This is a genomic window from Mycobacterium sp. 4D054, assembly GCF_052245755.1.
In the GTDB taxonomy this organism is placed as follows: Bacteria; Actinomycetota; Actinomycetes; order Mycobacteriales; family Mycobacteriaceae; genus Mycobacterium.
Genome location: NZ_JBQQCF010000144.1, coordinates 1 through 1,165 on the forward strand (window position 1 = coordinate 1; position 1,165 = coordinate 1,165).

At 65.8% G+C, this 1,165-nt stretch carries 1 protein-coding gene; it reads left to right on the forward strand.

Features of this window, described 5'->3' with window-relative positions:
- On the forward strand, positions 1–1,165 hold a 1,165-nt coding region (locus tag ACTWP6_RS30300), incomplete at both ends, for an IS256 family transposase (RefSeq protein WP_443189638.1).

Consider the following 1,165-nt stretch of genomic DNA (forward strand, 5'->3'; position numbering starts at 1 on the left):
GACGAGATCGTCCGCGACGGCGCCCGGCAGATGCTGGCCGCTGCCCTGCAGGCCGAGGTCGCCGCGTACGTCGCCGCGTTCGCTGATCAGCGTGACGAGAGCGGTCATCGGTTGGTGGTCCGCAATGGCTATCACCAGCCGCGGGAGGTGCTGACCGCAGCCGGGGCCGTCGAGGTGAAAGCGCCGCGGGTCAACGATCGCCGTGTCGACCCCGATTCCGGCGAGCGGCACCGGTTCTCCTCGGCGATCCTGCCGGCGTGGGCGCGCAAGTCTCCGCAGATGAGTGAGGTGTTGCCGCTGCTGTATCTGCACGGCCTGTCCAGCGGTGACTTCGGGCCCGCACTCGAGCAGTTCCTGGGCTCGGGGGCGGGGTTGTCGGCCTCGACGATTACCCGGCTGACCAGCCAGTGGCAGGACGAGGCGGCGGCGTTCGGGCGCCGGGATCTGTCGGGCACCGATTACGTCTACCTGTGGGTCGATGGCATTCACCTCAAGGTGCGTCTGGACCAGGAGAAGCTGTGCCTGCTGGTGATGCTCGGCGTGCGCGCCGACGGCCGCAAGGAGCTCGTCGCGATCACCGACGGCTATCGGGAGTCCACGGAGTCTTGGGCGGATTTGCTGCGTGACTGCAAACGCCGTGGGATGACCGCCCCGGTGTTGGCCGTCGGTGACGGTGCACTCGGGTTCTGGAAGGCGGTGCGGGAGGTGTTCCCGAAGACCCGAGAGCAGCGCTGCTGGTTCCATAAGCAGGCCAATGTCCTTTCCGCACTGCCGAAGTCGGCGCATCCGGCCGCGCTGGCGGCAATGAAGGACATCTACAACGCCGAGGACATCGACAAGGCTCAGGTTGCGGTCAAGGCGTTCGAGGTTGCCTTCGGCGCGAAGTACCCGAAAGTGGTTGCCAAGATCGTCGACGACCTCGATGTGCTGCTGGAGTTCTACAAGTACCCGGCCGAGCACTGGATTCACCTGCGTACCACGAATCCGATCGAATCCACCTTCGCCACAGTGCGTTTGAGGACGAAGGTCACCAAGGGGCCGGGATCACGGGCCGCTGGATTGGCGATGGCCTATAAGCTGATCGACACAGCCCAAGCCCGTTGGCGTGCCGTCAACGCCCCGCATCTGGTCGCCCTGGTACGCGCGGGAGCGGTCTTCCACAAAG